Source organism: Nocardioides sp. LMS-CY (assembly GCF_018732145.1).
In the GTDB taxonomy this organism is placed as follows: Bacteria; Actinomycetota; Actinomycetes; order Propionibacteriales; family Nocardioidaceae; genus Nocardioides; species Nocardioides soli.
In genome coordinates this window covers 4,475,349-4,497,426 of record NZ_CP076104.1, presented here as the reverse complement: position 1 = coordinate 4,497,426, position 22,078 = coordinate 4,475,349, and the positions used below count along the sequence as shown (strand labels likewise).

Below are 22,078 nucleotides of genomic sequence, written 5' to 3'. Positions count from 1 at the left end.
GTGACCTCGACCGTCACTGTCGGCGACGCCGGTCGGGTCCGGATCGGCCTGCTTCCGGGGCGCGGTGACGCCGTCACCGTGCTGACGATCTACGCGGTCGCCCTGATCGCGATCCCGTCGCGCCTCGTGATCGGCCCGCTCGGCGGGGCCGGCTCGCCGGCGACCGTCGTCGGCCTGGGCTGCGCCCTGTGGTGGCTCTTCGCGCAGCTCGCCCGGCCGACGCCGAACACCGCCGGCCGGCAGCCGGTGCGCGCCTGCCTGATCGGCTTCGTCCTGACGGTGCTGGCCGCCTTCGTCGCCGCCTGCGTCCGGCCCATCGACCCGATCGAGTTCAGCTCGGCGACGCTCGCGCTGGTGCTGCTCGGCGGCTGGGCCGGCGTGCTGCTCGTCGCGAACGACGGGATCCCCGACCTCGATCGGCTGCTCGTGCTCGTCCGCCGGCTCGTGGCGCTGGGTGCGGCGATGGCGGCGCTCGGCATCACCCAGTTCCTGACCCACCAGCCGCTCGTCGACCGGATCTCGATCCCCGGGCTGGTCGCGAACCATGCCGGGTTCGGCCTGACGATGCGTGAGGGCTTCACCCGGCCGGCCGGCACCGCCACCCACCCGATCGAGTACGGCGCCGTCGTGACGATGCTGCTGCCGCTGGCACTCGCCCTGGCGATGGGCGACCACGGGCGTTCGGCCGTGCGTCGCTGGACGCCGGTGGCCCTGATCGCGATCTGCGTTCCGCTCTCCATCTCCCGCTCCGCGCTGCTGGCCTGTGCCGTGGGGACCATCGTCGTCCTGGTGTCCTGGCCGCCGCGGGCCCGTCGGGCCGCGTTCGGGGTCAGCATCGTCGGCTCCGTGGCGGTGTATCTCCTGATCCCCGGCATGCTCGGCAGCCTGCTCGGCCTGTTCACCGGCATCGGCGGCGACAGCAGTGCGCAGTCGCGCACCGGCTCGTACGCGATCGCCGCCGACTTCGTCTCCCGGGCACCGCTCTTCGGCCGCGGGTTCCAGACCTTCCTGCCGTCGTACCGGATCCTCGACAACCAGTACCTCGGCCTGCTCATCGAGGTCGGTGTCGTCGGTCTGACGGCCTTCCTCCTGCTCGTCGTCACCGGGCTGCGCGCCGCCCGCGTGACCCGGGTCCGCGGCGGGTCGCCGACCCTGAGCCAGCTCGGGCAGGGGCTGCTCGGCGCGGTCGCCGCCGGCGCGGTCACGCTCGCGCTGTTCGACGCCCTGAGCTTCCCGATGTCCGCCGGCACCTTCTTCCTCCTGCTCGGCATAGCCGGCGCGGCGCGGCGTCTCGTGCTCGCCGAGGAGAGGCCACGACCGTGATGACCGTCTGGGACCTGCTGGTCGCGTCGGCACGTCGCTGGTACGTCGTGCTGGCGGGGCTGGCCCTGACTGCGGGCGTCCTGCTGCTGGTGCACCAGACCCCGGGCGTCTACGCGACGCAGACCAACGTGCTCTTCCTGGCACCCGTGACGCCGAACAGCCCGAACACGATCAGCTCGCCGACCTCCGGCGTCATCTCCACGGCAGGACTGGTGGAGCGGATCGTCAACAAGGGCGTCGAGAAGTCGCCCACGAGCGGCTCGGTCGCGTTGGCCGGGCAGGGTGTCGACGACGGCTACTCGGTCGAGCTCCCCAACGCCGGCGGTCAGTGGGCCTCGAACTTCAACCGGCCCGTCCTCCAGGTCCAGGTCACCGGCCCCAGCGCGGAGCGGGTCCGCAGCGAGCTCCGGCGCCTGGTCGAGCAGATCCGGGCGGTCGCCCGGGAGATCCAGGTCGAGGCCGGGGTCGGGCAGGGCATGCTGATCACCACCCAGGTGTCTCCCGAGGACCCGGGGATCGGCTACCACCAGGGGCACCGGCCGATGGCTCTCGCGGTGACCGCCCTGCTCGGACTGGTGCTGACGGGGCTGGCGGTGTGGGCCGTCGACAGGCTCCCCGGGTGGCGCGCCGTCCGGCGGGCCCGGCGAGTGTGACGGCGTCGTCCGACGCACCATCAATATTGGGGAATTTGCAGGTCAGCGCGTTGATCGGGATTACTCCCGATGCGCCGCGGGGATCGTCTGCGACGACCTGAACACCAAGGTCAGAGCCCGTTTCCGGGGTCTCCGGGATCGCCCGGACCGGTCGGACACCGCCCTCGGCGGTGGTCCGGGCCGGCTTGCCTCGGGCGACGCCCGTGTGGGTCACTGCCCTGCGGAAATGGGCGGGCCTGAGTCGGCCCCCATCCCCCACCACGAAGGAATCCCCCATGGAACGCCAGATGCTGAATCCGGGCAGCCCCGATCGTCGACGCGCACCGACCGCCCCACGGCGGCGGAAGCTCGCGGCCGTGGGGCTGTCGGGCGTGGTCGTCCTCGGAGGTGCCGTCACGCTGGCCAACGCCCAGAGCGCCAGCGGGGTGACGGCTCCCCGGGAGAGCGCCCCCTCCTCAGCCTCGTCCCCAGCCTCCTCTCCAGCCTCCTCAGGCTCCGCCCGGGCGGCCGCGCCGGTCGGGCTGCTGCGATCGGCGAAGCCCGCCCAGCTCGCCCGGGTGCGGTCCGTCGACGCCCCGCGCCCGGTCCGGGTCGGGATGCGCTTCAAGGCGAAGGTCCGCGGCGCCGCGCTCGGCGTCCGCGTGTACCAGCCGGTCAAGCGGAAGTCCGCGACGCCGCGCTCGGCGCAGCTGTGGTCGCCCACGGGCAAGCGGCTGGCCGCGGCCCGGATCAAGGGCTCGGCCGGCGAGGGCTGGAAGACGGTCCGCTTCGCGAAGCCGGTGCGGCTGCGCGCCGGCGCCTTCTACACGGTCTCGGCCTTCTCCCCGAGCGGCACCTACGCGCGGACCGACAGCGGCTTCCGGAGCGGGGTCGCCACCCGCTACCTCGCCGCACCGGCGAAGATGAACGGCGTCTTCAACCACGCCCTCGGCGCCCCGGCCCGACGCGGCGCCGGCCACCCGAACTACTGGGTCGACGTGGTCTTCCGCCCCGGCGCCACGGCCGGGGGCGGAGGCGGCACCGGCGGGACGACGACGCCGCCGACGCCGGCCGGCCCCCGCCCCGACGGGTGCGCGCCGGTGCCGAGCGCCTGCGGCTACCCCGACGCGACGAACACCGGACCCGCGTCGGTCAACGGGCTCACCCAGGTGCCCGAGGCCGCGACCTCCGGCGCCGGCTGGAAGTGGAACCCCACCTACAAGTCGATCTTCGTGAGCGGCACGGGCGCGGTGCTCGACCGCCTCGACGTGCACGGCGCCGTCGTCATCGACGCGCCGAACGTCACGGTCTCGAACTCGCGCATCGCCAGCTGCGGCGGCAGCGACGACAGCGACGTCGTGGCGATCCGCTACAAGTCCTCGGACGCGTCGTACCAGGGCTCCGGCGCCCGCGTCGTGAACAACGAGATCATCGGCACCCCCGCCGGCTGTGACCGCCGTGCGCGGTCGGGCGTGCGCGACATCTACGGCGCTGCGCCCAACGTCCTGGTGAAGGGCAACGACATCTCGGGCACCGGCAACGGCATCACCATCGAGCACGAGGGCGTCGTCGAGGACAACTGGATCCACGACCTCGGCCACGTCGCCGGTGACCACCACTCCGGAATCTCCAACCACGGCGGCGCCGCCGGCGTGGTCGTGCGGCACAACACCGTGCTGCTGCACGGGCAGAAGTTCGCCGGTGGCGGCGGCGTCTCGGGTGCGCTGACGGTCTACAGCGACTTCGGCCACGCCCAGAACGTCACGCTGCAGGACAACCTGATCTCCGGTGGGTCCTACGTCGTCTACGGCGGTGCCAGCGGGGACCAGTCGGCGCAGTGGCCGACCCCGACGAACATCAAGATCCTGTCCAACCGGTTCGTCTGCGGTGACTGGCTCTACGGCGCGTACATGGCCTTCGAGCGCGGCGGTGCGGGCAACGAGCTCGCCGACAACTACTGCGACCAGGACGGTCGCGCCGTCCGCTGACAGGGAACGACCGATAGTCGAGACGGTGGGTCGGGAGCCAGCCCTGGCGGCTCCCGACCCACCGCTCGTTGCACCCCGCACGGCCTACGTCGTGGCCGCCCAGTCGGCGCGACGCGGGCCGAGCCCGAAGAAGTGCTCGACCGCGGCGACGATGCGCCCCGAGGCGAGCCCGTCGCCGTACGGGTTCACGGCGTGGGCCATGGCGGCGTACGCCGTGGGGTCGGTCAGCAGCGTCGACACCTCGCGCACGATGCGGTCCTCGTCGGTCCCGACGAGCCGCACGGTGCCCGCGTCGACGGCCTCGGGCCGCTCGGTGTTGTCGCGCAGCACCAGCACCGGCTTGCCGAGGCTGGGTGCCTCCTCCTGCACGCCGCCGCTGTCGGTGAGCATGATCGAGGAAGCGTTCATGGCGTGTGCGAAGTCGCCGTAGGACAGCGGCTCGGTGATCGTGACGTTGTCGAAGCCGTGCAGTGGTGGCAGCAGCACCTCGCGGACCACCGGGTTGAGGTGGGCCGGCAGCAGGAACCGGACGTCGGGGAACTCCTTGGCGAGCCGCGCGATCGCCGCCGCGGTGCGCGACATCGGCTCGCCCCACGACTCGCGGCGGTGGCTGGTCACCAGGACCGCCGGACCGCCGTCCAGCACGCGGAGCGCCGGGTCCTCGACCGGGACGCCCCGGGCCAGCACGGCCAGGAGCGCGTCGATGACGGTGTTGCCGGTGACGACGATGTCCGCGGGGTCGGTGCCGTCGGCGAGCAGGTTGGCCCGCGACAGCGGCGTCGGTGCGAAGTGCAGCGACGCGAGCTGGGTGGTGAGCCGCCGGTTCATCTCCTCGGGGAACGGGTTGTAGCGGTCGTCGGTGCGCAGCCCGGCCTCGACGTGCAGGACCGGCACCTTCTCGTAGAAGGCGGCCAGCCCGGCGACGAACGCCGTGGTCGTGTCGCCCTGCACCACGACCGCGTCGGGCCGGTGCTCGCGGATCGCCTCGGTGACCCCGGACATCACCCGGGCTGTGAGGTCGTGCAGCTGCTGGCGCGGCTGGATGACGTCGAGGTCGAGGTCGGGCCGGATCCCGAAGAGCCCGTTGACCTGGTCGAGCATCGTGCGGTGCTGTCCGGTCACCACCGTGACGACCCGCAGGCCCGGGGCCGCGGCGAGGTCGGTGACGACCGGTGCGAGCTTGATCGCCTCCGGACGGGTCCCGTAGACCACCATGACCGTGCGCATGTCCCTGCTCCTGACCGTGCCCATGACTACCGCCACAGTCCGCGGGTGTCGTAGACGACCTTGCCGGCCAGCCGCGACCGGCTCAGCGACTTGAAGTGGTCGTGGTCCACCAGCAGCACCACGATGTCGGCGGCGGCGATCGCGTCGCACGCCGGCTCGAGGCGGACGTTCGGATGCGCCGCGAGCTGCTGCGGCAGCACGTGCGTGAGCGGCTCGGCGACCCGGATGTCGAGGCCGGGCTGGGCCTCCGCGATCGCGGCCACGATGTCGATGGCCGGGCTCTCGCGCAGGTCGTCGACGTTCGCCTTGTAGGCCAGGCCCAGGCAGGCGACCGTCGGCTCCACGAACCGCTCGCACTTGGCGACGACCTGCTCGGCGACGTGATGCGGCTTGCCGTCGTTGACGTCGCGCGCGGTGCGGATCAGCCGCGACTCCTCGGGCGCGGCGCCGACGATGAACCACGGGTCGACCGCGATGCAGTGGCCGCCGACGCCGGGTCCCGGGGTGAGCACGTTGACGCGCGGGTGGTGGTTGGCGAGCCGGATCACCTCCCACACGTCGAGCTCGAGGTGCTCGCTGATCAGCGAGAGCTCGTTGGCGAAGGCGATGTTCACGTCGCGGTAGGCGTTCTCGACCAGCTTGGCCATCTCGGCGCTCGCGGCGTCCGAGAGCACGATGTCGCCCTGGACGAAGACCCGGTAGATCGACGCGGCCTTCTCGGCGCAGCGCGGGGTGATGCCGCCGACGACCCGGTCGTTGGTGACCATCTCGATCATGATCCGGCCGGGCAGCACCCGCTCGGGGCAGTGCGCGACGTAGACGTCCGGGACGCCCTCGGAGCTGTGCGGGAAGGTCAGGTCCGGTCGCATCTCGGCCAGCCAGCGGCTCACCGACTCCGTGGTGCCGGGCGGCGACGTCGACTCGAGGATCACGGTCTCGCCGCCGCGCAGCTGCGGCGCGATCTGCTCGGTGGCGGCCCGGATGTAGCACAGGTCGACCTGGTGGTCGTCCTGGAACGGCGTCGGCACCGCGATGATGAAGGCGTCGGCCTCGGGGGTCTCGGTCGTCGCGGTGAGCCGGCCCATCGCGACCGCGCCGCTGACGGCGGCCGACAGGTCGGGCTCGACGAACGGCACCTCGCCGTTGGCCACCGCCTTGACCGTCGCCTCGTTGACGTCGACCCCGACGACCTCGACTCCCCGGGTCGCGAGCGCCGCGGCCGTCGGGAGTCCGATGTACCCGAGCCCGAGGATCGCGAGCCGTCCGTTGAAGACCTCGTTCATCGTGCTTCCCTCCGTGGTTGGTCCAGCTGGTTCGTGACGGGCATGCCGTTCGGGCTGTGGCGGTACGCCGGGTGCGGGTGGACGAGCTCGATCCCGACCAGGCCGAGGAACGCGAGGTTGGTGACCAGGTAGCGGCGCCACAGCCGGCGCGGCTCCTGGGCGACCCGGTAGGCCCACTCCATGCCGCAGCGCTGCCAGGCCCGGGGTGCGCGTGCGGTGACGCCGGCGAGCACGTCGAAGGAGCCGCCGACGCCGTGCTGCACCGGCACGCCGAGCCGCTCGCCGTACCGCCCGATGAAGTTCTCCTTCTTCGGCGTGGTCATGCCGAGGAAGAGCAGGTCCGGTGCGCTGCCGGCGATCTGCTCGGCGACCTCGTCGGCCTCGGCCTCGGTGAAGTAGCCGTCGCGGCTGCCGGCGATCACGACGCCGGGCCAGCGGACGGCGATCTCCTGCTCCACCCGCGCCAGCACGTCCGGCTTGGCGCCGAGCAGGAACACCCGCAGGTGCCCGCGGTCGGCGACGCCGAGCAGCTCCTCGAAGAGGTCGATGCCCGCGACCCGCTCGGGGAGCGGCTGCCGCAGCAGCCGGCTCGCCCAGACCACCGACTGCCCGTCGGCGAGCAGAACGTCGGCCTCCAGCAGCGAGTCGCGGAGCACGGGGTCCGCGTTGAGCTTGGCGATCTTGGCGGCGTTCACGACCCCGATCAGCAGCCGCTCGTGCTGGCGAATCGCCCGCTCGGCCAGGGCCACGGTCTCGTCCATCGTCAGGGCATCGACCTCGAGCCCGAAGAGGTGGCGGGTCGGCGTCGTGGTGTCACGCATCGTGGTCCTCCGTCCGGTCGGTGGCGGGTGCGAGCCAGGCGTAGAGGAGCCAGCCGAGCTCGTAGGGGCGGCACTCGTGGTCGACGACCACGGGCGGCAGCACCCGGTCGAGGCCGGGCACCCTGGCGCCCTGCCACACCGAGGTCGCGGCCGCGGCGATCGCGCGCGCCGCCTTGCGCGGCTCGCGGCGCCCGACCTTGCGCCACACCAGGCCGAAGCGCTCGGTCACCAGCTCCTCGACCACCTCCGGGTGGTCGTCGACCCAGCCGAGCCCGGCCACGATCTCGGCGCGGTGGTCGGCGCCGCCGGCCTCCCAGAGGTCGAAGAGCACCATCGGGGCCATCGCGTGCTGGTGCACGCTGTAGACCGGGAACGGCTCGACGACCCGGCCGTCGCGGGAGTCGTAGTGCCACCACCACTGGCCGGCCGCTCCCTGCGCGGTGCAGATGGCGGCCGCGGTGCGGTCGGCGTGGTCGAGCATCCAGTCGGCGCCGGTGAGCCCGGAGGCCCGGGCCAGCGCCTGCAGCGGATAGACCTGGTCGGCGAAGCTCCCGACGTGTGCCCGCCAGCGGGACTGGGTGCGCGGCGGCAGCACGTGCGGGTAGGTGCCACCCGGGCCGTGGTAGCGGCGCAGCAACGCGGCGGCCCGGTCCACGGTCTCGGCCGTGTCGGCGAGGTCGGCGGCCGCAACCGCCGCGGTCAGCAGCCACGCGGCGTCGACGGTCGGCAGCGGCCGGCCGTCGAGGAGGCCGGGCAGCCGGTCCAGCAGCGCTTCCGGGGCGAGGTCGGCGACCTCGACGGCGCACCAGAGGGCCAGCGCCACGGCGCCGGGGTCGTCCGAGCCGGCCGCCAGGTCGGCGGCGTGGAGCGCGACGTCCACGGCGCTGCGGCCGCCGAGGACCGCACGCTGGGCGGGCTCCGGGACCCGGGACAGCCCGAGGGCCGCCATCGCGGTGTAGCGCAGGCTGGTGCCCTGGGCGGCCACGGTGACGCCCCGGCCGCCGGACAGCCCGCGCACGGTCTGGGCGAACGACCCGGTGGCCGGGTCGTACCCCGCGGCCAACCCGCGCAGGGCGAGGTCGGTGAGTCGGGCGACGCGCTCGGGCGCGGTGGGGTCGAGGTGGCGTACGCCGGCCGGGCGCGGCGACCCGAGCACCTCCTCGGCGTTGGCGCCGGGCTTCGTGTCGGGGTTCGTGTCGGGCAGTAGCTGCGTCGGCACCGTCGGTTCCTCCGTCGTGGTCATGGCCTCACCACCGACGGTGACCAGGCCTGCTGGATGAAGAGCTCGGGACGGCTGGTGCCGTCGGTCCGGAGTGACCAGACGTCGGTCACTCCGGCCTCGTCGTCGCGGGGGATCCCGTAGAGCAGGGTGCGGCGGTCGAGCCACTCGATCTGGTCGTCGATGTTCCGCTGCTCCGCCGTCAGCACGGTCCGTTTGCCGGTCGCGAGGTCGAGCACCGCCGGGGTCCACCAGGTCGTGCCGTCCCGCTCGGTGGCCTGCTTGAAGGCGATGCGGGTGCCGTCGGGGGAGAGGGACGGGCACTCGACGTGGTCGGCGATCGAGGTGAGCGTCCGCGCGCCGAGGTCGCCCCGGACCAGGTAGGTGGCGCCGCCGGTCCCGACCGTGGCGTAGAAGGTGTCGTCGTCGGCGAACGTGACGCCCCAGACGTTCCGGTCGCGCGGTGCGACCCGCTCGCCGTGCAGGATCAGCGTGAACCGCTCGAGGTTGCCGTGGCCCTCGCCGCCGACGTCGCGGATCTCGGTCGCGGTCGAGAAGCCGACCTGCATGTAGGAGTGGCCGCTGACGAACGTCGTCGTCGACACCAGCGACCCGTCGGGGGAGAGGCGGGTGCGGCTCGGGATGCCGGGCACCGACACCTGCTGGATCTCCCGGCCGTCGGCGTCGTACTCGGTGAGCGAGTACCTCGTGACGACCCCGCGCTCGGTGCGCAGGCAGGACGTCACGTCCGTGGTCGCGTCGACCCGGTCGCAGGCGATGTCGGCGAACGTCCGGGCGCCGCCCGGGTCGTCGATCGGCACGGACGCGACCACGCCGTACTGGGAGTCGATGCCGGTGTGCCGGAACACGATCCGGGGCCCGCTCGCGGCGGTCACGGCCGCCGCGTCGGAGACGGTGGCGACGGTCGGCGGCCGGTCGTGCGAGCGCCGGTAGCTCGACGCGGCGCCGACGGCGTAGGCCGTCATCACCGAGACGACGACGAAGACGATGGCCACGAAGGCGGTGATCCGGGCACGCTGGCTCATCGGGCCGCTCCCGCCTCGAGATCCAGCCGGCGGACGGCGCCGAGTGCCAGGGGCAGCGCGACCAGCAGCCCGGTCCCGACCACGACCAGTGCCAGCTGGGGACCGAGCACGAACCACAGCACGCCGAAGATCGCCGACGACGCCATCCGCGCGACGGCGACGACGGTCTGCGCGGAGGCGATGCCGCTGGCCCGCACGGTCGTCGGCACCAGCCGGCCGGCGAGCGCCGCGGTGACGCCGTCTGTCGCGGCGTAGAACGTGCCGAGCAAGAGCAGGGCGAGCAGCGTCGACGCGGTCGCGTCCCACGAGACCGCCGCCACGACGTACGACGCGAGCAGCGCCGCGTGGCCGCAGACCAGCACCCGCGCCTTGCCGACCCGGTCGGCGAGGCGCCCGATCGGGATCGCCAGCGAGAGGTAGGCGATGTTCGTGCCGACGTAGAGCAGCGGGAACCAGTGCGCGGCGAAGCCGCCACGATCGAGCAGTGCGAGGTAGATGAACCCGTCGCCGACGGTCAGCAGGCCGAGCGCACCGGCCACCACCAGCAGGCGGACCAGGCCCGGCTGCGCCACCTCGCGCCAGCGCACCGGCGTGCGCGCCGGCCGCGGCTGGGCGGCCGGGCGGTCGGGGACCAGCAGCCCGAGGAGGGCGACGCCGAGGACGGCGAAGCCCAGGGAGACCACCATCACCGTGACGTAGCCGTCGGGGATCCACCAGAGGATCGCGAAGGCGAGCAGCGGACCGACGGCCGCGCCGATGGTGTCGAGCGTGCGGTGCACGCCGAACGCGGCGCCGAGCTGGCTCGGCGGGGTGGCCGCGGAGATCATGGCGTCGCGTGGTGCGGTGCGCAGCCCCTTGCCGACCCGGTCGGCGGAGATCACCGCCGAGACCGTCGCCAGGCCCGCGCTGAACAGCAGGAAGAAGCGGGCGACCGCGGACAGGCCGTAGCCGAGGAAGGCCACCCACTTCGGGTGGCCGCCCCGGTCGGCGGCCCAGCCGCCGCCGATCCGGACCAGCGCGCTCACGCCTTGGTAGAGGGCGTCGACGAAGCCGTAGGAGATCGTCGAGAGGCCGAGGACGCCGGTCAGGTAGAGCGGCAGGATCGCCGCGACGGACTCCGAGGAGATGTCGGTGACCAGGCTGACGATGCCGAGCGTGACGACGACGGGCGCGACCCGCCGCCGGCGTCCCCGGGGCGTGCCGACCGGAGCCTGGGGCCGGTCGCTGAGCGTGATGTACATCCGGCTCAGGCCTCGCCGGCGACCAGCGTCGCGTAGACCGAGTAGGTGCGGGCGGGCGCGGGGTCGATCGTGACGACCACGCGCTCGTCGCCGCGCCGGAACGCCGCCGCGTCGGCGCCGCCGACGGCCTGGGTCGGCACCTCCCGGAAGCCCGACCGGCCGAGTGTGGCGCGGTAGAACAGCAGCACCGAGGACGGGCTCGTCGACCGATGGCCGACCAGGGCGACCTGCACCCGACCGGTGGTCGGCGCGACGCTGCTGCTCACGACCGTGCTGCGCGGTGCGCGCGGCAGCAGCCGCGCGGGATACCCGGTGACGAGTCGGCCGCGCGCGGCCGCCGGCTTCTCGGGCGGCTCGTAGGCGGGGCCCGACGGGTCGGTCGCGGGTCGGCCGAGGCCGGGGAGCCGGTACTCCCCGGCGGGCCCGGCCTGCTCGGGCACCACCGTCACGCCGCCCTTGGCCGTCGTCGGCGTCGTCGGCGCCTGCGGTGTCTGCGGCGAGGTGGACGAGGTCGGCTCCGGCAGGGACTCCGAGCCTCGTTGCTTGGTCCCCGACCGGGGCTCCGTCCTGCCAGACAGCGAGCCGGTCGGGGCGTCGTGGTCCGCGGATGCGTCCGCGGTCGGGGCGGAGGTCCCGTCCGGATCGTCGCCGAGTCGCACGCCGAAGGCGCCACCCACGACGATCGCCGCCAGCACTGCGGCCGCGAGCGCGATCAGCATGCTGCGGCGGTTCGGCATCGACGGTCTCCAGGCGCCAGGGAAGGACCCCTTGGCGAGTCCCCCACTCCGCTGTCGAGCGTGGGCGATCGGCCGCACCCGGCTGAGCTTCCCGGCGGGCAGTTACCCAAGACTGGGGAGCACCCGCGGCACGCTCGGGAGAAACCCCGTTGAGCCCGGCGCTGCGGGTCGGGATCGTGGGTGCATGACTGCGTTCATCTCCCATACGACCATCGACGCCCAGAACGCCTACGAGCTCTCCGAGTGGTGGAAGCCCGTGCTCGGGTACGTCGACATCGAGGGCGACCCCAACCTGCCCGGCCACGAGGAGTGCATGATCCGCGACCCCGAGACCGGCCACCGGCTGCTGTTCATCGAGACCCCGGACACCAAGTCCGGCAAGAACCGGCTGCACCTCGATCTGCGCCCGCGCGCCGCCACCCGCGACGAGGAGCTGACGACCCTGGTCGCCCACGGCGCCACCGTGGTCGCCGACCTGCGCGGCAAGTACGGCCCCGGCACCGGCTGGGTCGTCCTCGCCGACCCCGAGGGCAACGAGTTCTGCATTCTGCGCTCCGAAGCCGAGCTCGCCGCCCAGCAGGCCTGAGTAGCCACGGTGGTTGAGGAAGGCGCGCCACGGTGGTTGAGGAAGGCGCGCTAGCGCCTGTCTCGAAACCACCGGTCCTGGTCTCGGTGGTTGAGGAGGCGCGCCCACGGTGGTTGAGGAAGGCGCGCTAGCGGTGGTTGAGGAAGGCGCGCTAGCGGTGGTTGAGGAAGGCGCGCCCACGGTGGTTGAGGAAGGCGCGCTGGCGCCTGTCTCGAAACCACCCGCCGGTGTTCGGGGGAGTGTTGGCGTCCTCCCGGGGGCGCCAGTATGGGCGCGCGTCCTCCGCCGTCAAGGATTCCCTTCGGCGGCTTCGCCGTCCTTGACGGCTCCTCCCGCGCACCCGTTTGGCGCCTATCGGGAGGACGCCGACCTGCGGTCGGGGCGCGCGTTGGCTGGGTGGGTTTCGAGACGGTTGCTGGCGCAACCTCCTCAACCACCGTCGTCGGGGATCACGGTGGTTGAGGAAGGCGCGCTAGCGCCTGTCTCGAAACCACCCGTCCGGCACCCGACCCACCGCATCCGCCGACGCAGCGGGGTTTCGAGACGGTTGCTAGCGCAACCTCCTCAACCACCGTCGTCGGGGGTCACGGTGGTTGAGGAAGGCGCGCTAGCGCCTGTCTCGAAACCACCCGCACCGGGACACGGTGGTTGAGGTGCGAGGGCCGCCAGGCCCGAGCCTCGAAACCACCCTCCACAGGACATCGATCAGGGTGTGGATGAGCGCCCCCGGATCGTGACCTGTTCGTGACCCAGAACCCTGTGGAACAAGGGGAATCCGGCCTTCCAGTGTCGGTGGCGGGTGCTTGAGTAGTGGGCATGACAGCACAGGCCACGCCGCGGCACCGGGTGTCGACGACGACCGCGCGGATGCGCGATCTCGTCGGCGCCGTGGCCGATGCGTCGGTGTGGTCCATGGACCCGGTCGAGGCCGGCGCGACGCTGGTCGAGCTAACCCGGCTGGCGGCGCAGGTCGGCGAGCTGCAGGCCCGGGTGGCCGCGCACGCCGACACGATTCATGTGGGCCAGGACGTGGGTGCCTCCAGTGCGGCGAACTGGCTGGCCCACACCACGAAGACCACCCGGGCGGCCGCGTACGGCGCGGTGCGGCTCGGCCACGACCTCGAGGCCCACGCGTCGACGCGGGAGGCGCTGGCGGCCGGGGAGATCTGTGTGGAGCGGGCGCGGGTGGTGATCCGGTGGGTCGACCGACTCCCCGCCGACCTCGGCCCCGAGACCCGGGAGAAGGCCGAGACGCACCTGCTCGCCGAGGCCCGCCATCACGACGCGAAGGCACTGAGCCGGTTGGGGCGGCGGCTGTGGGAGGTCATCGCCCCCGGCGAGGCCGACGCCCACGAAGCCGAGATCCTGCAACGGCAAGAGGCGGCCGCGCTGCGGGCGTGTTCGCTGACGATGGTCGACGACGGGGACGGGAAGACCTGCGGCCGGTTCACCCTGCCGACCTACCACGCCGCCGCCCTACGGAAGATGCTGATCGCGCTCGCCGCACCCAAGCACCTCGCGGCCACTCACGGCCCCGGCATCGAGCGCCGGCCCGGTCCGGAGGCACTCGGGCGGGCGCTGTGCGAGCTGATCGAGCGCTATCCCACCGAACGGTTGCCGCAGACCGGTGGCGTGAACGCCACGCTGCTGGTGGTCATCGATGAAGACACCCTGTACGGGCGGCTCGAGAAGGCCGGCGTCCTGGACACCGGCGACCGCATCAGCCCCGGCATGGCCCGCCGGCTCGCCTGCGAGGCTTCGATCATCCCCGCCGTCCTCGGCAGCAACAGCGTTCCCCTGGACCTGGGCCGGCGAAGCCGCTACCACACCGAGCACCAGCGGATCGCCATGTTCCTACGCGACCACGGCTGCCGCGCCGAAGGCTGCGACCGCTCCACCGGACTCCACGCCCACCACCAGACCAGATGGACCGACGGCGGCCACACCAACCTCACCGACAGCGCATCACTCTGCGCCTGGCACCACACCCTCATCCACGACCCGGCCTACGTGACGACGTACCTGCCCACCGGGAAGATCCGATTCCACCGACGAACGTGACGATCAAGTCAGCCGGGCTGGGCACGATGGTTTCGAGACGGTTGCTAGCGCAACCTCCTCAACCACCGTCGTCGGGCACGGTCGGCTTGTGGTTCGTCGCTTGGGTTCCTCGGGCCTCAACACCACGGTCGGATCTTCGTAGCGGAGCCGTGATCCCCTGGCCTAGATGGGCATTCGGGGCGAGGTGGCATGGCCCGTTCGGGCCATCGGCGGATCGGTGGACGGCGAAGTTGGGCAAGCCGGCCGTCGCTGTTCGCCCGCCGTTCATCGTGGAAGGGCCATCTGTTTCGGCGGTCTCCTGAGACTTCAGGCGTTTCGACCGCGTGCTCCACCGGACGCGCGGCCCGTGCTCAGCCAGGAAGAACCAGGTGACCACCCTCCCCGTCCAGGACGCCACCGTCGAGGTGGAGCCCCGCACCATCTCCCGGAAGGCCACCGGGGCGGATCGGGTGTTCGTCCACTCGATCCGTGCCGTCGGCGCGACCGTGCTGGTGATCACCGGCGGCGTCGGCCTCTTCCTCGGCTGGCAGGCCTGGCCCACGCTGACCCACTACGGGCTGAGCTTCTTCACCGAGGCCAGCTGGCAGCCGGAGGCCGACATCCTCGGGATCCGGGCGGTGCTGACCGGCACGGTCATGGTCGCGCTGGTGGCGATGGCGATCGCGTTCCCGCTGGCCCTGCTGACCGCGCTCTACATCAGCGAGTACGCGCCGGCGTTCCTGCGCAGCACGCTGGTGTCGCTGGTCGATCTGATGGCCGCGGTTCCGTCGATCATCTGGGGCCTGTGGGGCTACTTCCTGATCATGCCGTACGCCGCGGAGTTCGCGGTCTGGCTGGACCGCAACCTCGGCTGGGTGCCGCTCTTCGACGTGCACAACGCCGACCCGGATGCCGCGCTGATCGACGCCGCCATCTCCAACTACAGCTTCAGCATGTTCTGCGCGGGCATCGCCGTCGCGATGATGGTGCTGCCGATGTCGTGCGCGGTGATGCGTCAGGTCTTCTCGCAGACGCCGCCCGGCGAGAAGGAGGCCGCGCTCGCGCTCGGGGCCACCAAGTGGGGCATGATCCGCGCGGTCGTCCTGCCCTTCGGGCGCGGCGGCATCATCGGTGGCACCATGCTCGGCCTGGGCCGGGCGCTCGGCGAGACGATCGCGGTGCTGCTGATCCTGTCGCCGTCGTTCGAGTCCAAGTGGCGCATCCTCGAGATCGGCGGCAACACCGTCTCCGCGCTGATCGCCGGCCGGTTCGGCGACGCGAGCAAGAGCCAGCTCTCCGCGTTGCTCGCCGCGGGCTTCGTGCTCTTCCTGATCACCCTCGTCGTCAACACGATCGCCGCCATGATCGTCAACCGAAGCCGCTCGGGCGCCGGGACGGACGCGTAGCCGATGACCACCGCCCTCGCCCCCGATACCGAAGCCGCGGGGACCACGTTCCTGCCGCGGTACGACGACGACGCGCCACCGCCGGTTCCGCGCGCCTCGCTCGGCCGGTTGACCGCCGACGAGAAGTTCCTGCGGATCGGCAGCATCGCCTCGGCCCTGGGCCTGGCCTGGCTGATCACCCAGCGCCTGCTCCCGCTGCCGGGGCTGCCGTGGTTCCTCGTCGTGGCCTTCCTCGCCCTCCTGCTGGTCGGCGCCGTCACGTCCGGCATGACCGGCGGCCTGGTCGAGGTGCGGGACCGGGCCGCGGCCACCGTCATCACCGCCGGGGCGACGGTCGTCGGCGCGGTGGTGCTCAGCGCGGTGGTCTTCGTGGTGGTCAAGGGCGTCGAGCCGCTGCTGCACCTGAACTTCTACGTCGACGACATGGCCGGCGTCGGCCCGAAGGACCCCTTCGACAAGGGCGGGATCGCGCACGCCGTCCTCGGCTCGCTGATCCAGATCGGGATCGCCGTCGCCATCACGCTGCCGCTCGGCATCGGCACCGCGGTCTTCATGAGCGAGGTCGGCGGCCGCTTCTCCCGGGTCGTGCGCACGGTCGTGGAGGCGATGACCGCGCTGCCCTCGATCGTCGCCGGCCTGTTCATCTACTCGGTCTTCATCGTCGCGCTCGGCCTTCCGCGCTCGGGGCTGGCCGCCGCGCTGGCGATCGGCGTGATGATGCTCCCGATCATCGCCCGCGCGGCCGACGTGGTGCTGCGCGTCGTCCCCGGCGGCCTGCGTGAGGCAAGCCTCGCGCTCGGCGCGAGCCGCTGGCGGACGGTCTGGTACGTCGTGCTGCCCACGGCGCGTCCTGGCCTCGCGACCGCCTGCATCCTCGGCATCGCCCGGGGCATCGGCGAGACCAGCCCGGTGCTGCTCACCTCCGGCAACGCGCAGTTCTTCGTGGTCGATCCGACCGACGGGGTGATGAACTCGCTGCCGCTCTTCATCTACTCGACGGTCCGCTCCGGCGAGCCGAACGCCATCGCCCGTGCGTTCGCCGCGGCCACCGTGCTGCTGGCCGTCGTGCTCGCCCTCTTCGTGCTCGCGCGGCTGATCGCCCGCCCGAAGAGGACCAAGTCGCGCCGCGGCCGCTCACGCCCCGCCGTCGACTTCGTGCACTCCGATCCGCTCGTCGAGATGGGCCCCGTCGCGCCCGCGATCGACACCACGTACACCAGCCACCGCATCGACCAGGAGACCTCGTGAACCGCCCCATCCGCCTGATCGTGGCCCTCGCGCTGTCGCTCGCCGGCCTCGCGTCCCTGCCGGGGCCGGCGCACGCCACGACGTACGCGCAGATCGAGGGCACCGGCTCCACCTGGTCGGAGCTGATCCTCCAGCAGTGGATCGCCGACGTCGACTCCAACGGCATGAAGGTCGTCTACACCGGCGGCGGCTCGACCAAGGGCCGCAAGGACTTCTCGCAGGCGAGCACCGACTTCGCGATCTCCGAGATCCCCTACCAGGGCACCGACGAGCGCGGCCAGTCCGACACCAGCAACGGCCGCCCGTTCGCCTACCTCCCGATCGTCGCCGGCGGCACGGCGTTCACCTACCAGCTGAAGATCGGCAACGAGCTGGTCCGCAACCTGCGGCTCTCCGGCGAGACGATCGCGAAGATCTTCACGCTGCAGATCACCAACTGGAACGACCCGGCGATCACCAAGGACAACAACGGCCGCACGTTCCCCTCGCTGCCGATCAAGCCGGTGGTCCGCTCCGACGGCTCCGGCACGACGGCGCAGTTCACCACCTGGATGGACAAGCAGTACCCGAACATCTGGCGGCCCTACTTCGGCCAGGCCGGGCTGACGTCGTACTACCCGAAGAAGGCCGGCAGCCAGATGGTCAGCCAGGCGGGCTCCGACCAGGTGATGAACACGATCAAGGGCTTCGCGGGCAACGGGATGATCGGGTACGTCGAGTACTCGTACCCCGTCAACGCCGACTACCCGGTCGTGAAGGTGCAGAACCAGGCGGGCTACTTCGTCGAGCCGACGCAGTACAACACCGCGGTCGCGCTGACGAAGGCGAAGATCAACCAGGACAAGTCGAGCCAGCTGTACCTCACGCAGGTCCTCGACGGCGTCTACGCCAACCCCGACCCGCGGGCCTACCCGATCTCGTCGTACTCCTACATGATCATCCCGACCGGGTCCGACGACCCGCGGATGTCGTCGGCGAAGCGCCAGACGCTCGCCGACTTCATGTACTACTCGCTGTGCGCGGGGCAGACGAAGGCCGGGCCCTACGGCTACTCACCGCTGCCGCTCAACCTCGTGCAGGCCGGCTTCGACCAGCTCGCCAAGCTCAAGGGCGCCGATCCGGCCGTCGACCTCACCGACCGCGACGTGCGCTCGTGCAACAACCCGACGTTCGACGGCAAGAACCTCAGCCACAACGTGCTCGCCGACAAGGCGCCGCAGCCCGCGGCGTGCGACAAGGCGGGTCAGGGCCCCTGCGGCACCGAGACGGGCACCAACCAGCCCAGCACCGACGACGGCGGCGGGACCGGCGGCGCCGGTCGGAACGGCGGCGAGGGGGCCGCCGGCACCGACGGTGAGCAGGGCGACGCCGCCTCCGGTGGTGAGGGGCCCGCGGCGCCGGGCGACGCGCCGGCGGCGATCGATCCGGAGACCGGCCTGGCCGTCGGCGCCGCGGGATCGGCCACCACCACGGGCACCACCGGCGAGGTGATCTACGCCGACCCGACCGAGCTGGTCGCCGGCCGCACCACCGACCAGCGGACGTTCGGCTGGCTCGCGGTCCTCGAGCTGCTGGCGCTGGTGCTGCTGCCCGGCCTGTACGTCGTGGGGATGCGCCGCCGGCGGACCTCCCGGGCCGGAGGCCGGCTGTGACCGCCCGGCGCCGCCTGGTGCTCGTCGCCCTGCTGCTGGCTGCGCTGATCGCGCCGCTCCCGGCGGCGGCGCAGCCCGCACCGACGACGGCGGAGCGGGGCGCCCAGAAATCGGCCCAGAAGCCGGCGGCGGATGAGGGCTGGGAGGAGACGAAGGACGTCCAGCGATCCGTCGTCGACGCCGACGGCAGCACCCGGGCCTACCCCTTCAGCGGCGCCTTCAAGATGACCGTGCGTGCCGACCACACCCAGAACCTGCGCGGTCGGGAGCGCGTCCTGATCAGCTGGTCCGGCGCCCAGCCGAGCGCCGGACGGTCGGGCAACCCCTACGGTCCGGGCGGGTTGGCGCAGGAGTACCCGGTCGTCGTCCTCCAGTGTCGCGGCACCGGAGCCGAGGTCACGCCGGAGACGTGCTGGACCTCGTCGTTCTCCCAGCGCTCGCAGGTCTCGCGGTCCGACGTCGAGGCGACCTGGCTCCGAGACGTCCACGCCCCTCCGGCGGCCAAGGAACGGGTCAGCACCTCGCTCGGGGCGCTGCCGTCGGCGGAGGAGTGCCCGGAGATCGACCGGACCGGCCTGTACGCCACGCGGCTGACGCCGTTCGTCGCCGCCGGCGGCACCGTCTACTCCGCCTGCAACGCCACGCACATGCCGCCCGAGGCCGCCGCCGACTCGGCCTTCCCGGCGGCCGAGGTCGCCGCGTTCACCGATGCCGACGGCGACGGCTCGGTGCAGTTCGAGGTCCGTTCCGACGTCGAGAACGAGTCGCTCGGCTGCAACGACCGGACCGACTGCTCGATCGTCGTCGTCCCCATCTCCGGGGTCAGCTGCGACCAGGCGTCGACCCCCGTCGAGAACGACCTGGCGACCATCGAGAAGGCCTGCCGCAAGACCGGCCAGTGGGCGCCCGGGTCCAGCAACTTCGCCGGCCTCGCGGTCGACCAGGCGGTCTCGCCCGCGCTCTGGTGGACGGAGTCCAACTGGCGCAACCGCTTCGTCATCCCGATCACCATGGGGCTGCCGCCGGACGTCTGCGACGTCTTGGACAAGCGGGCCCCGACCGCCTTCTACGGGTCCGAGCTGCTCGCCCAGGCCTCGCTCCAGTGGACCCCGGCGTACTGCCTGGACAAGTCGCGCTTCAAGTTCCAGCTCAACCAGATGTCGGACGAGGCGGGCTGGAACCTGATGACCAGCGGCGAGGGCGCCGCGGCCGAGGTCTCGTCGGCCCACGAGGCCGGCGCCGACCCGGTCGGCTATGCGCCGACCGCCGTCACCGGGTTCGCGATCGGCTACGTCATCGACCGGCCCGACAACGCCGGTGAGTACACCAATCTGCGGCTCACCCCACGGCTGGTGGCCAAGCTGCTCACCCAGTCGTACGTCGGCTCCGGCCTCGGCACCGGCCACCCCGGGATGTCGAAGAACCCGTGGGCGATCATGGCCGATCCGGAGTTCGCGGCGCTCAACCCCGGCCTGAGCCGGAACGCCAGCGAGGCGGGCGCCGCGCTGCTGTCGCTGTCGAACTCCTCGGACATCATCGAGCAGCTCACGGAGTGGATCGCCCAGGACCGCGACGCCCGGGAGTTCATCGCCGGGAAGCCGGACCCGTGGGGGATGGTGGTCAACCCGTCGTACCGGAAGTTCGAGATCCCCACTTCCGAGTGGCCGCTGCTCGACAACTACGTCCCGCAGACCGCGATCGAGTGCTGGCAGGCGAACCCGGGCAGCTACTACAGCCTGCTGGCCGCCCCGGTGACCACCATCGCCAAGATCTCGACGGCGCTGCTGGACGCCTGGCCGAACACCCAGACCAGGTGCGACACCGACGTCACCACGACGCCGCACACCTACAAGACCGGCCGGATCGACCGGCAGTCGTACGGCGCGCGCTTCATGCTCGGGGTGGTGAGCCTCGGCGACGCCGCCCGCTACGGCCTGCGGACCGCGGCCCTGCAGACGAAGCCGAAGCACTTCGTGGCCCCGTCGGACTCCTCGATGTCGGCCGCCCTGAAGCTGGCGGAGCAGGAGGACGAGCTCGGCCCGTTCGTGCTCGACCAGGCCCGGGTGCGGAGGTCGGCGTCCGCCTACCCCGGCACGATGGTGGTCTACACGGCCGCCCGGCTGCAGAACCTCGAGGCCGAGACGGCGGCCAAGGTCGCCCAGTTCATCCGGGTGTCGACCACGGAGGGCCAGCGGCGCGGCAGCGGCAACGGCGAGCTGCCGGACGGTTACCTCCCGATCCGCAAGAGCGGCACGACCGCCGGTCTCTACGCCTCGGCGCAGGCCGTGGCCGACGCCGTGGAGGCGCAGGAGTCGACGGACCCGCCGACGGGGAAGCCCTCCGCCGACGCCGGCGACGGGGGGATCGGACCGGTCGGCGGAGCCGGCGGCGTCACGCCCCCGGACGGTGCTCCCGAGGGCGACGAGCCGTCGGCGGCGCCCTCGCCCACCGCGCCGGCGTCCGTGGCGCCGGGGCCGGTCGACATGCCCGCCACCCAGGCGGTGGGCTCCGACGTGGCGGGCGGCGTGCTGCCGCTGCTGATCCTGCTCGGCGCGATCGGGTGCGTCGCGACCGCCGTCATCCGGGTCGCCGTCCCGCTGCTGCGAGGCCGCCGGTGACCGCGACCATGGACCGGCCCGAGACCGTCGGCGCGCCGGAGGCGCCCACCCGGCGCGCTCGTCGCCCGCGGCGTACGCCGAAGCGAGGGGCGCCGCGACGGCCGCAGCCGACCGCGCGGAGCGTCGCGGACCGCCCGGCGAGCGCGGCCGAGGAGACCGCCTCGGTCCTGTCCACGTCGTTCACAATGATCGGGATCGTCTGCCTCTGGATCGCCGTGCAGCTGCTGTTCCTCTCGTCGGTCTCGCAGAGCCGCTCGCAGGACCTGCTCTACGACCAGCTCCGGCAGCAGCTGGCCGGTGCGACGGCGCCGGTCGGACCGGTGGTCCCCGCCGGCGCTCCCGTGGCCCTCATGACCGTCCCCGACATCGGGCTGCAGCAGGTCGTCGTCGAGGGCACGGCGTCCGGAGACCTGCTCGCCGGACCCGGCCACCGACGCGACACCGCCCTCCCCGGCCAGGTCGGGACCTCGGTGGTCTACGGGCGCGCCGCGACGTACGGCGGTCCGTTCGGCGACCTCCCGTCGCTGGGCCGGGGCGCCGAGATCACGGTCGTCGGCGGTCAGGGGGAGAAGACGTTCCGGGTCGTCGGGGTGCGGCGCGCGGGTGATCCGCTGCCGCAGCCGCCGGCCGACGGCGCCGCGCGCCTCACCCTCGTCACCGCCGAGGGGGAGGGGCGCCTGGGAGCCCTGGCGCCGAGGTCGGTCGTCTACGTCGACGCCGATGCGAAGAAGGGGTTCCCCGCACCGTCCGGCCGCGCGGCCGCGGTGCCCGAGAGCGAGCAGGCCATGAGCAACGACACCGGCGCACTGCCGCTGCTGGCGTTGTGCCTGGCGCTGCTCCTGGCGGTGACGCTCGGGGTCATCGCCGCCCGTCAGCGATGGTCGGCCGCGTTGGTCTGGGTGGTCGCGAGCCCCCTGGTCATCGCGCTGTCCTGGGCGACCACCGATGTGGTGATGCGTCTGTTGCCGAACCTGATCTGACCGTCCGGGCCGTCCCCGGACGGCCACGTTC

General features: G+C 72.5%; 17 protein-coding genes. 10 read left to right on the top strand and 7 right to left on the bottom strand.

Going from position 1 to position 22,078, the window contains the following annotated elements:
* The 3 genes from KM427_RS21270 to KM427_RS21260 all read left to right on the top strand — a co-directional run bounded on the left by KM427_RS21270 (nucleotide 1) and on the right by KM427_RS21260 (nucleotide 3,943).
* Nucleotides 1-1,323 (top strand): O-antigen ligase family protein, encoded by a 1,323-nt coding sequence (locus KM427_RS21270; protein WP_183591786.1) that lies wholly within the window; start codon nucleotides 1-3, stop codon nucleotides 1,321-1,323.
* A complete protein-coding gene (locus KM427_RS21265) occupies nucleotides 1,320-1,976 on the top strand; it encodes a hypothetical protein (RefSeq protein WP_215525224.1) in 657 nt (218 codons plus the stop codon). Before KM427_RS21270 ends, KM427_RS21265 begins: the two co-directional genes overlap by 4 nt.
* A gap of 275 nt (nucleotides 1,977-2,251) precedes the next feature.
* On the top strand, nucleotides 2,252-3,943 hold the full coding sequence (locus KM427_RS21260) for a DUF4082 domain-containing protein (RefSeq protein WP_183591784.1): 1,692 nt from the start codon (nucleotides 2,252-2,254) through the stop codon (nucleotides 3,941-3,943).
* Nucleotides 3,944-4,027: 84 nt separating this feature from the next.
* Here KM427_RS21260 and wecB read toward each other — a convergent pair whose 3' ends face one another.
* Genes wecB through KM427_RS21225 form a run of 7 tightly spaced genes read right to left on the bottom strand, consistent with a single transcriptional unit; the run spans nucleotide 4,028 to nucleotide 11,517 of the window.
* On the bottom strand, nucleotides 4,028-5,170 hold the full coding sequence (gene wecB, locus KM427_RS21255) for a non-hydrolyzing UDP-N-acetylglucosamine 2-epimerase (RefSeq protein WP_183591783.1): 1,143 nt from the start codon (nucleotides 5,168-5,170) through the stop codon (nucleotides 4,028-4,030).
* A 26-nt stretch (nucleotides 5,171-5,196) separates the two neighbouring features.
* The gene (gene wecC, locus KM427_RS21250) at nucleotides 5,197-6,453 is read right to left on the bottom strand and encodes a UDP-N-acetyl-D-mannosamine dehydrogenase (RefSeq protein WP_183591782.1); all 1,257 of its coding nucleotides are present in this window, start codon (nucleotides 6,451-6,453) and stop codon (nucleotides 5,197-5,199) included.
* A complete protein-coding gene (locus KM427_RS21245) occupies nucleotides 6,450-7,274 on the bottom strand; it encodes a WecB/TagA/CpsF family glycosyltransferase (protein ID WP_215525223.1) in 825 nt (274 codons plus the stop codon). The genes wecC and KM427_RS21245 overlap by 4 nt, the downstream gene beginning before the upstream one ends.
* Nucleotides 7,267-8,493 (bottom strand): hypothetical protein, encoded by a 1,227-nt coding sequence (locus KM427_RS21240; protein WP_215525222.1) that lies wholly within the window; start codon nucleotides 8,491-8,493, stop codon nucleotides 7,267-7,269. The genes KM427_RS21245 and KM427_RS21240 overlap by 8 nt, the downstream gene beginning before the upstream one ends.
* Nucleotides 8,494-8,513: 20 nt before the next feature.
* A complete protein-coding gene (locus KM427_RS21235; protein ID WP_215525221.1) occupies nucleotides 8,514-9,539 on the bottom strand; it encodes a TolB-like translocation protein in 1,026 nt (341 codons plus the stop codon).
* Nucleotides 9,536-10,780 (bottom strand): MFS transporter, encoded by a 1,245-nt coding sequence (locus KM427_RS21230; protein ID WP_215525220.1) that lies wholly within the window; start codon nucleotides 10,778-10,780, stop codon nucleotides 9,536-9,538. Before KM427_RS21230 ends, KM427_RS21235 begins: the two co-directional genes overlap by 4 nt.
* Before the next feature lie 5 nt (nucleotides 10,781-10,785).
* Nucleotides 10,786-11,517 (bottom strand): hypothetical protein, encoded by a 732-nt coding sequence (locus KM427_RS21225; protein ID WP_215525219.1) that lies wholly within the window; start codon nucleotides 11,515-11,517, stop codon nucleotides 10,786-10,788.
* A gap of 184 nt (nucleotides 11,518-11,701) precedes the next feature.
* On the opposite strand from KM427_RS21225, the gene KM427_RS21220 reads away from it, so the two are divergent.
* The 7 genes from KM427_RS21220 to KM427_RS21190 all read left to right on the top strand — a co-directional run bounded on the left by KM427_RS21220 (nucleotide 11,702) and on the right by KM427_RS21190 (nucleotide 22,047).
* Nucleotides 11,702-12,103, top strand: a complete 402-nt coding sequence (locus KM427_RS21220) for a VOC family protein (RefSeq protein WP_183591776.1) — start codon at nucleotides 11,702-11,704, stop codon at nucleotides 12,101-12,103.
* Nucleotides 12,104-12,919: 816 nt separating this feature from the next.
* Nucleotides 12,920-14,164, top strand: a complete 1,245-nt coding sequence (locus KM427_RS21215) for an HNH endonuclease signature motif containing protein (protein WP_215525218.1) — start codon at nucleotides 12,920-12,922, stop codon at nucleotides 14,162-14,164.
* 368 nt (nucleotides 14,165-14,532) lie between these two features.
* Complete coding sequence (gene pstC, locus KM427_RS21210) at nucleotides 14,533-15,549, top strand: phosphate ABC transporter permease subunit PstC (RefSeq protein WP_183591774.1); 1,017 nt, start codon at nucleotides 14,533-14,535, stop codon at nucleotides 15,547-15,549.
* Between the two features lie 3 nt (nucleotides 15,550-15,552).
* Nucleotides 15,553-16,797, top strand: a complete 1,245-nt coding sequence (gene pstA, locus KM427_RS21205; RefSeq protein ID WP_215525217.1) for a phosphate ABC transporter permease PstA — start codon at nucleotides 15,553-15,555, stop codon at nucleotides 16,795-16,797.
* Nucleotides 16,794-18,449, top strand: coding sequence for a substrate-binding domain-containing protein (locus tag KM427_RS21200; protein WP_215525216.1), 1,656 nt, complete (start codon nucleotides 16,794-16,796; stop codon nucleotides 18,447-18,449). The genes pstA and KM427_RS21200 overlap by 4 nt, the downstream gene beginning before the upstream one ends.
* Nucleotides 18,446-21,067, top strand: a complete 2,622-nt coding sequence (locus KM427_RS21195) for a hypothetical protein (RefSeq protein WP_215525215.1) — start codon at nucleotides 18,446-18,448, stop codon at nucleotides 21,065-21,067. Before KM427_RS21200 ends, KM427_RS21195 begins: the two co-directional genes overlap by 4 nt.
* Nucleotides 21,064-22,047, top strand: coding sequence for a class E sortase (locus KM427_RS21190; RefSeq protein ID WP_215525214.1), 984 nt, complete (start codon nucleotides 21,064-21,066; stop codon nucleotides 22,045-22,047). The genes KM427_RS21195 and KM427_RS21190 overlap by 4 nt, the downstream gene beginning before the upstream one ends.
* Nucleotides 22,048-22,078: the final 31 nt, after the last annotated feature.

What these genes read in the sequence shown, in the direction of transcription:
- KM427_RS21230 (WP_215525220.1), bottom strand. Translation starts at nt 10,780, where the DNA reads ATGTACATCACGCTCAGCGACCGGCCCCAGGCTCCGGTCGGCACGCCC.
- KM427_RS21215 (WP_215525218.1), top strand. Translation starts at nt 12,920, where the DNA reads ATGACAGCACAGGCCACGCCGCGGCACCGGGTGTCGACGACGACCGCG.
- KM427_RS21235 (WP_215525221.1), bottom strand. Translation starts at nt 9,539, where the DNA reads ATGAGCCAGCGTGCCCGGATCACCGCCTTCGTGGCCATCGTCTTCGTC.
- wecC (WP_183591782.1), bottom strand. Translation starts at nt 6,453, where the DNA reads ATGAACGAGGTCTTCAACGGACGGCTCGCGATCCTCGGGCTCGGGTAC.
- pstA (WP_215525217.1), top strand. Translation starts at nt 15,553, where the DNA reads ATGACCACCGCCCTCGCCCCCGATACCGAAGCCGCGGGGACCACGTTC.
- KM427_RS21245 (WP_215525223.1), bottom strand. Translation starts at nt 7,274, where the DNA reads ATGCGTGACACCACGACGCCGACCCGCCACCTCTTCGGGCTCGAGGTC.
- KM427_RS21260 (WP_183591784.1), top strand. Translation starts at nt 2,252, where the DNA reads ATGGAACGCCAGATGCTGAATCCGGGCAGCCCCGATCGTCGACGCGCA.
- wecB (WP_183591783.1), bottom strand. Translation starts at nt 5,170, where the DNA reads ATGCGCACGGTCATGGTGGTCTACGGGACCCGTCCGGAGGCGATCAAG.
- KM427_RS21220 (WP_183591776.1), top strand. Translation starts at nt 11,702, where the DNA reads ATGACTGCGTTCATCTCCCATACGACCATCGACGCCCAGAACGCCTAC.
- KM427_RS21225 (WP_215525219.1), bottom strand. Translation starts at nt 11,517, where the DNA reads ATGCCGAACCGCCGCAGCATGCTGATCGCGCTCGCGGCCGCAGTGCTG.